7 protein-coding genes are annotated in these 8,171 nt (G+C 41.6%); 2 read left to right on the plus strand and 5 right to left on the minus strand.

Annotation, left to right across the window (positions count from 1 at the left end; translation table 11 throughout):
• The first annotated feature begins 313 nt into the window (after nt 1–313).
• Nucleotides 314–1,231 (plus strand): DUF7065 domain-containing protein, encoded by a 918-nt coding sequence (locus ACUVXA_RS12690; protein ID WP_445871640.1) that lies wholly within the window; start codon nt 314–316, stop codon nt 1,229–1,231.
• Between the two features lie 62 nt (nt 1,232–1,293).
• On the opposite strand, the gene ACUVXA_RS12695 is transcribed toward ACUVXA_RS12690, so the two are convergent.
• Genes ACUVXA_RS12695 through ACUVXA_RS12705 form a run of 3 tightly spaced genes read right to left on the minus strand, consistent with a single transcriptional unit; the run spans nt 1,294 to nt 3,675 of the window.
• Nucleotides 1,294–2,142, minus strand: coding sequence for an ABC transporter permease (locus tag ACUVXA_RS12695; RefSeq protein WP_445871641.1), 849 nt, complete (start codon nt 2,140–2,142; stop codon nt 1,294–1,296).
• On the minus strand, nt 2,139–3,131 hold the full coding sequence (locus ACUVXA_RS12700; protein ID WP_445871642.1) for an ATP-binding cassette domain-containing protein: 993 nt from the start codon (nt 3,129–3,131) through the stop codon (nt 2,139–2,141). The genes ACUVXA_RS12695 and ACUVXA_RS12700 overlap by 4 nt, the downstream gene beginning before the upstream one ends.
• 4 nt (nt 3,132–3,135) lie before the next feature.
• On the minus strand, nt 3,136–3,675 hold the full coding sequence (locus tag ACUVXA_RS12705; protein WP_445871643.1) for a MarR family winged helix-turn-helix transcriptional regulator: 540 nt from the start codon (nt 3,673–3,675) through the stop codon (nt 3,136–3,138).
• 533 nt (nt 3,676–4,208) lie between these two features.
• Here ACUVXA_RS12705 and ACUVXA_RS12710 point away from each other — a divergent pair.
• Nucleotides 4,209–5,858, plus strand: a complete 1,650-nt coding sequence (locus tag ACUVXA_RS12710) for an AMP-binding protein (RefSeq protein WP_445871644.1) — start codon at nt 4,209–4,211, stop codon at nt 5,856–5,858.
• A gap of 68 nt (nt 5,859–5,926) precedes the next feature.
• Here ACUVXA_RS12710 and ACUVXA_RS12715 read toward each other — a convergent pair whose 3' ends face one another.
• Nucleotides 5,927–7,192, minus strand: coding sequence for a sugar phosphate isomerase/epimerase family protein (locus tag ACUVXA_RS12715; RefSeq protein WP_445871645.1), 1,266 nt, complete (start codon nt 7,190–7,192; stop codon nt 5,927–5,929).
• 95 nt (nt 7,193–7,287) lie between these two features.
• Nucleotides 7,288–8,171, minus strand: an 884-nt coding sequence (locus ACUVXA_RS12720) for a carbohydrate kinase family protein (RefSeq protein WP_445871646.1), incomplete at its 5' end; no start/stop codon positions are given.

Here is an 8,171-nt window from a genome sequence, read left to right on the forward strand (position 1 = left end):
CATAGCCATATATGGTATTATTTAGTATTAAATCTTCCTACTGTTGTAAACCCCCGCGTTCGCTTTAAATTATAAAAATCAGGTCTTTTATAGGTTTCTAGGATTCAGGGAGCATAGGATGAGAAGAGCTGGTTTAAGGGTAAGAAGGACCCCCCAAACAGCATAAAATCACTTGCGTCTGTTCCACTTTTCTAAATGGTTGGAGAAAAAGTCTTATAACTTAAGCGATACGATTCGTAATAAATAACCTTTAATAAATATAAGTTTTTTCAAGAATTGAAAACGCATAATAATTATGTTTGAGGGTCTTTAAATGATCAATAAAACGCCAACCCTAATGGATTCTGATGAACTACTTCACAGACCTGATGACAGGCAGAAATGGCGTGAATCATACTACTTCAACTGGGTGGATGCTGAAAACCATATATCTGGTTTTACAACCATCGGAATACTGCCCAACGAGAAGAAAAGAGAATTTGTTTTACTACTTTTCATAGATAACGAAATCGAGGTCCACCACCAGGAACCGCCGCTAGAAAGTTTTGTGGATGATATTAACAAAATGCTCACAGACAACATTCTCACCTATCAGCTGGTAAAACCATTCCAAACCTGGAAAATACTATACACCAGCACAAAATTAGAATTAAAGTTAAAATGGGAAACCCGATTTCCTACCTTTGATTTTGGCAAAGACAGCTCAGCCTCTTGGCACGGTCACTTCGAAGCCTCAGGAAAAGTGAAAGGCACAATCAAGTTTAAGGATGGAACAAAAAGAAGCATTAACGGCTACGGCCAGCGAGATAAAAGTTGGGGCTACAGGGATTGGCACCAATTCGACAAATGGTACGCCACCCACATCCAATTCCAAAACTGGTCCTGCGGATTCCGAAAAGACTACCAAGGAGACCGCATAGATCTCTCCGGGTCAATAGCTACAAAGAGCGGAAACACACCCTTAGCAAGAGTGGAAATCGAAACCACAAACGAAAACGATGAGTTCCAAACTCCACTCACATCAACATATTATATAACCGACATCAAAGGCAACACCTACACTGTGAAGTCCAAAAGACTGGGAGAAAAAACCTATCTACGGTTCGCAAGGGATTTCCAGGAAGGATACACCGAGCTCTTCGAGCAAATGGTAATAATGAAATCCTTAGATACCGGTGAAATTGGAACAGGTATGGCAGAATATCTAAGAACCATTAAATCGAAAAAATGAGATCAAAGCATGTTCCACTAAAATTTAAAATAAAAAATTGAGAAAGAGATTTTTTCGGCTGTTCACTTTCTCATGCCAAAGGAAAATGCTCCTAGTAGTATCAATCCTACCGCAAAGCCTGATAGTACCGCTATATCCAACCATATTGGGTAAATACTGTTTCCAAACAATAGTGTTTTAATCAAGTCGTACCAAAATGTTGTTGGATTGTAGGTTATCAGTGTGTTGCCCAGTATAAGTCCTCTTAGCGCGTCAACAGCATAAGTTAATGGATTAAAATGACTTAGCGTTTGAAGCCAGCCTGGCGCCGTGGTTAGTGGGAATAAGGCTCCGCTTGAGAAGAAGAGAGGCATCACAATGAAGGTCATTACTAAGCCAAAGGATTCCATGCTCTGTAATCTTGAGGCGATTGTTAGACTCAAGCCCAATATAGTAATTGCTGTAAGAAACATGACTGGCAGGCAGGCTAGAAACACAAGAGGACCAATCCCAATTCCCAAGACAAATGAAAGACAGAGAACAATTGTCCCCTGAATCATTGCGTCGGTGGCTCCGCCGAATAACTTACCTGAAAAAACTGAAATCCTTCTTATTGGCGCAACAAGCATTTCCTTTAGGAAACCGAATTGCTTATCATAGATCACTGAAATTCCGAGAAACATGGATGTGAAAAGAATTGATTGGCCCACGATACCCGGAAAGACGAAAAATATGAAGTTGAATCCCGCCTGCTGAAAGAGGCCGCTAAACCCCACACCGAAAAGCAACAGCCAGATTAAGGGAGTGAAAATAGCTGAAAGTATTCGCGTCCTATCCCGAAGGTATCTTTTAATTTCTCTGAGCCACACCGCATAAATACCACGCAGCTCAGCGCGTATTTCCGTCTTTTCCTCTACTTTTTCAAGCATCATCTGCGCCTCCCCATCTGCGACATCATTCTCATCGCTAACACTGCTCCAGACGCTTCCTCTGTACGAATTTCCCTTCCGGTATAGTAGAGGAACACATCATTAAGAGTAGGTTCTTGAAGAACAAGAGATTCAATATCAATACTATTATCCCTAGCGGTACATGCAACATCAGTAATATGCTCCTCGCCATTCAAGAGAGTTATTTTTAGGCCGTCACTCGTTTCTTTCACACTCTTCACAAACTCAAATCCCGATACAGCACTATTCAGTTCCTTAGCCCTCTTAGTTTTAACCGTAATCACGTCTCCACCAAGCTGTTTCTTAAGCTCTTCAGGTGTACCTTCAGCCTTTATTTCACCAAAATCTATAATAGCCACCCTATCGCACAGTTTATCCGCCTCCTCCATATAATGGGTTGTCAAAATTATAGTTATCTTCTCCTCTCTAGCCATTTCCGCGATATATTCCCATATCCGCTCCCTAGTCTGAGGGTCTAAGCCAATTGTGGGTTCATCGAGGAAGAGGACTTTTGGTGTGTGTATAAGGCTTCGTGCTATTTCTAGACGTCGGCGCATTCCTCCGGAGTATGTTCTCACTTGATGGTTTGCTCTATCTGTGAGTTCTACGAGTTCCAGAGCTGCATCTATTCTTGGTTTCATAACTTTTTTTGGGACATTGTAGAGCATTCCGTGTATTTCCATGTTCTCGCGGCCGGTTAGTTGGTCGTCTAGTGCTGGGTCTTGGAACACTATTCCTATTGATTTTCTAACTTGGTCTGGTTGTTTCATAACATTGTAGCCGTTCACATAGGCTTCTCCGGAGGTGGGTTTTAACATGCAGCTTAAAATGTGTATTGTGGTTGTCTTACCTGCCCCGTTTGGACCGAGGAGTCCGAATATTTCGCTTTGCTTAACTTTTATGTCTATGTCGTTGACAGCGACTACGTTTCCAAATTTTTTCACAAGATTACGAGTCTCTACGGTGTACATTGTATCACCCCGTATATTGTTCGCTCGCTTTGAGCTTCGTTTTAATTTCGCTCAGAGCTGAGGGTAACTTTTCATTAATTTTTTTTAGAAGTCCGTGGAACTGCATCTTTTCCTCCGTTGTGAGAATGGATCCCATGATGTTTTGCATGAAATTCTTGTGGTGTAGTATAGATGATTCTAACTTCGCAGAGCCCTCGGGTGTTATTTCAACTAAGACTTGGCGGCGATCGCTTTTACACCGAGTTCTTCTTACGTATTTCTGTGCTTCCAGTCTATCAATAAGGCCAGTAACGTTTCCCTTGGTCACCATTAGAATCTCCGCTAGTTCGCTCAGTGGAGCTCGCTTACCTTGGAGCATACTGTGGTAAAGGAAGGCGAGGGTGTGGAACTGTGGGAGGGTGATTTGACATTTTCTCTGGAGATACGAGTCAAGCTCTTTATCTATCATTACTCTGATTCGGTGTAAGAGAACGAAGGGTGGTTTCTCACTAAGCATGTTTCTGAGTAGTATCTGAACTTGTTGTGAATCTGAATGCTCTTCCACGTGCTTCACCATATTTTAAAGTTGTTAAATATTGTTTACATGTAAAAAGTTTATATATAAATTTTATCGATAAAACGTTCACCTATCAATAATACCATTTATTCCAAGGAAAGTCTTAGTAACTGAACAGTCAGCTTATTCAAGAAGGTAAACACAGTATTCTCTATTTTACACAAAAATGTACAATTCTATGCATATTTGTACAGAATTTCAAAGATTAAGCCTAGATACGCCCTCTAAAATTGACACATTATTTAATGCTTTGAAGTATTTGTGTAACTCGACATTAGAAATATGAAATAAAAAGACCCCTAAGTTTTACCAGAGCCTAAATCTATCAAATTTACTCAAGTTTTAAAACTTTTGTAGGAGTCTTACAGAAATTATTTAGATGTATTCTGCTTTTTGTTTATGCAATTATTTACTTTTGTTAAATAAAAATTTCTTAGAATACATGTTTTTCTAAAGTTGTGGAATAATTTATATAATAAACTCAATCTGAATTCTTTTGTAAACTATTTATAGGTGATAGTATGGCAGAAGATTTGCAAATGAATCTTATGAGGAGATTCTGCGTGGGAGATTTAATTAGAAGAACAACCCTCAGGTATCCCAAGAAGGAGGCCTTGGTTTACAGCTATAAGGGAAATATCACGCACAGGCTTACCTATGAGGACTTTAACAGGATGGTAAACCGGTTTGCTAACGCAATGCTGGAGATGGGAGTCAAAAAAGGAGACATAGTAGGCATTATTTCACATAACAGCGCACAATTTGCTGTGTATATGTACGGAATCGCAAAGATTGGAGCCTGGATGTGCCCCCTGAACTTTGCTCTTAGAGGAAAGGAGATCACGGATCTTATCAACCACGCTAAACCCAAAATTCTATTCGTGGAAGACGATTTAGTAGAACACGTAAAAGAACTGGCGAAAGAAATGCCTAGTGTTGAAACCTACGCCATGATAAACCTTAAGAAAGAGGTAGAACTCCCCGAGGGATGGATTGACTTCGACGAATTAACCTCGGATAAATACCCAGACACCGAGCCCGAAGTAATAATAAATGCAGACGATCCTCTGACGCTGATGTACACCAGTGGAACGGAAGCTATGCCCAAAGGGGTGCTAAACTCGCACGGCAACTGGTATTCCACATTCATGAGTGCCCCAGTAGATCTGCACATGACTAAGGATGATACCATAATAGACTCTATACCTCTCTACCACGTGGCGGGTCAATACCTACTCTTTGCAGCTCTGCTAACCGGAGCAAGAGTGGTTATGCACCATGAGCCGAGCCCCATAGAAATTATTTCACTAATTCAGAACGAGAAAATCACCGCCATAGTCTATCCCCCAACGGTCTACACAAACCTTCTATCACTTAACTTACCTAATCTAGAAGAATTTCTGGGTAAAGCCTTCGGAAGCGTAAACAAAGCCATTGTATTCGGATCCCCCATAGCGGAGGCCAGCTTGAAAAGATTGATGGAATTGCTACCAAATGTTTACTTTATGAACTATTGGGGGCAATCCGAATCTACACCACTAGGAACAACCATACAGCACTCGGACTTCATCAGAAAATTAAAAGAGGCTAATGAGAAATACGGAGGAGCAGAACCCATAGGGCAACCCCATCACACGGTGGAACTGAAAGTGTTCGATGAGAACGATAATGAAGTTCCTCCAGGAACCGTCGGAGAGTTGGTGATGAGGAGTCCCTCTGTTATGTTGGGATACTACAAGGAGCCGAAGAAAACAGCTGATGTTTTTAGAAGCGGATGGTTACACACCGGAGATCTGGGGATAATGGATGAGGAAGGCTACTTCTACTTCGTGGACCGGAAGAAGGACATTGTAAAAAGTGGAGCAGAAAATGTCTCCACCGTTGAAGTAGAGGGAGTAATATTCTATCACCCCAAAGTAGCCGAAGCAACAGTAGTCGGCTTGCCACACGAGAAATGGGTGGAAGCAGTAACCGCATTCGTAGTACCTAAACCGGGGCAAACCCTCACAGAAGAGGAAATCATTAAATACTGCAAAGAAAGACTCGCCGGATACAAGGTACCTAAAAAAGTAATCATCCTAGATACGCTTCCCAAAAATCCCAGCGGAAAAATCCTTAAAAAATTATTGCGTAAAGACTATCAAGATGTCTATGGGGGCGAAAAAGCCTAAAACTCCTTTTTTTCCTTTTTTTACTTTAAAAAAATTTTAAAAAGCGGTTTCTTCTAAATTAAATCTTTTTAAAGACCAGAAAATTTTTCCTCCCAAGCCTTTATTACTTCTTTAGGTACAAATTTTGAGGTGTCCACACCCTTAGCTCTTGCCAGGGTTAGTTGATTTTCTAGGTCACCCCTCTTTTCATGTGGGTTAAAATAGTGCTCTAAGACTGCCTCATGGTCGAGATTATCCACAACACCATTGCTTAGGTGAACTGCATTGAAACTGTTCGCTAAGGCTACTTGAACGGGCATCCTCTCAGGATTCACATCTATTCCCAGATACTCCGTATATCCGTAAAGCCTTAAAACGAAAATTAATGCTTCAACCGTTTCAACCCCCACCACACCGACATTGAGATCCTGATCGAAGTTTCCCAATGGTTGACTGTTCAAATGAACATGAGCAAGCCTTCCCTCTCTAAGCACTCTGGCATAGGCGTAGGCTACATCCTCAAAAGCCATTCTCAAATGGCCTACCTCAGGATTCAACCCCACTACTGCGTGTCCCTGTTGGAGCAGTTTGATGTTTTCAGGATTTTTTAATCTACTCTCAATGTCTCTAGCTGCAATTATTCCATCCGAGGTATTCCGATAAATGTTATTTATGGCCGGCTCATAGGGTTTAGGCTCTATGGCTAACCTTACTCCCGGAACCTTATCCAGAGCCTCCGCCATAGCTGCTTCAAACCTATCCCACATATCATAGAATAATGTTCCCAGCGGATAAGTGTAGCCGTCTATTCCCGGCCAACAAACCGCCAATGCTCCTAACTCCTTAACTAGTTCAAGTCCCCTAATTGTGGATTCTAAATACTTATCTCTTACCCTCTTTATTGGACTTGATATGGTGCCAAACTGGGCATCCCTATGTCTGGGGTCTCCACCTATTCCCGCAACCATAGAAACCTTTACTCCAAACTCCTTATCCAAATCCTTGTAGAGGTGAACATTATCCTCATTTATCTCCCAAGGATAGTGGGCCTCCACCGCCTTCAAACCATAATTAGACAGTTCACCCGCTATCTCCAAACGCTCCTCAATAGAAAGATCATCCTTGTAAGGAAGATGGAAACGGGAACTCACCTCACCGAAAAACCAAACTCCCGCTGAAAATTTGGGTTCAAAGGTTTTCCGTAGACGCTCTAGAAGCTTCTCCACGGGTGGTCTCAAAGATTGAACTCTAATGTCCCTAATGGCGGTGCCCGAAACCAGTTGCCCAGCGGTCTTAATAACTTCCTCGTCGAAGACTAGTCTAAGGCCATAGTTATCAAAAACGCTACACTTCATATCATTCTTCTCCTCCCATTCAGACTAAGTCTCTTATATTTAATACCATAAATCAACAAATACCTGTTTTTTGCCCCCAAATATTTTTGAGGGTTCTACTTGACTTTACTTATCCTTGATAATAATGAGTCACCCTGTTTTTTAAGCAGTTCTGTGACTTTGGCTCCATCAACCGCGGTAGTGGTGCCAACCGCCGTAACGCAGACAGCACCCGCAGCCTCTCCATAAGCCAAGACTTCCAGAAACTGTTTCTCATCGAGTTTAAATTCCTTTCTTAAAGCTTTACCCTTTAACTCTAGCAATTTCTTTATTATACCTGCACAGAATGCGTCGCCCGCACCAGTGGGATCAATAGTGTCCACCTGGAAGCCAGGCATAGAATATACAGAATCTCCATAGCCGGCCACCAACCCTTTATCCCCCATACTCACTACCACCATTTTCACACCATGGGACATTAACTCTTCAACAGAATCCCCCACATTTTTTCTCCCAGTCATTTCCGCTGCCTCAAGATTATTACAGTGAAATATATCAATTAAAGGAGCCGCTTCCAAGAGAAAATCCCAACTCTTAGCGTAAGGTCTAATGGGATCAAGGAAAGTTAAACATTTCAGCTCCTTAACCACTTTAAGAACCTCTAATAGCTTCTCATCAAATTCGCCCAAGAGACCCACAGCACCCCCATAAAATATGAGGGGTGTTTCAGACTTAATGACCTCTTTCACAAATTTTGGATCCAAATAGAGATTGGCTCCCACATCGAAGTGGAAGCGTCTATCCTCTCCCTTAACCACTAGTATTAAGTCCTTTGAAGTATCAGACTTATTCGTTCTAATTAAATGAGTAATCACATTATAACTGTTTAAGGTCTGTTCCACAAAGTCTCCCAGAAAATCTTCTCCCACAGCACCTACACTGCTTACTTCACCCCTCTTTAACCCAAGCTTAATGAGGTCTATTGAAACATTTGCTGAAT

The sequence above is a fragment of the Candidatus Jordarchaeum sp. genome, from assembly GCF_052745115.1.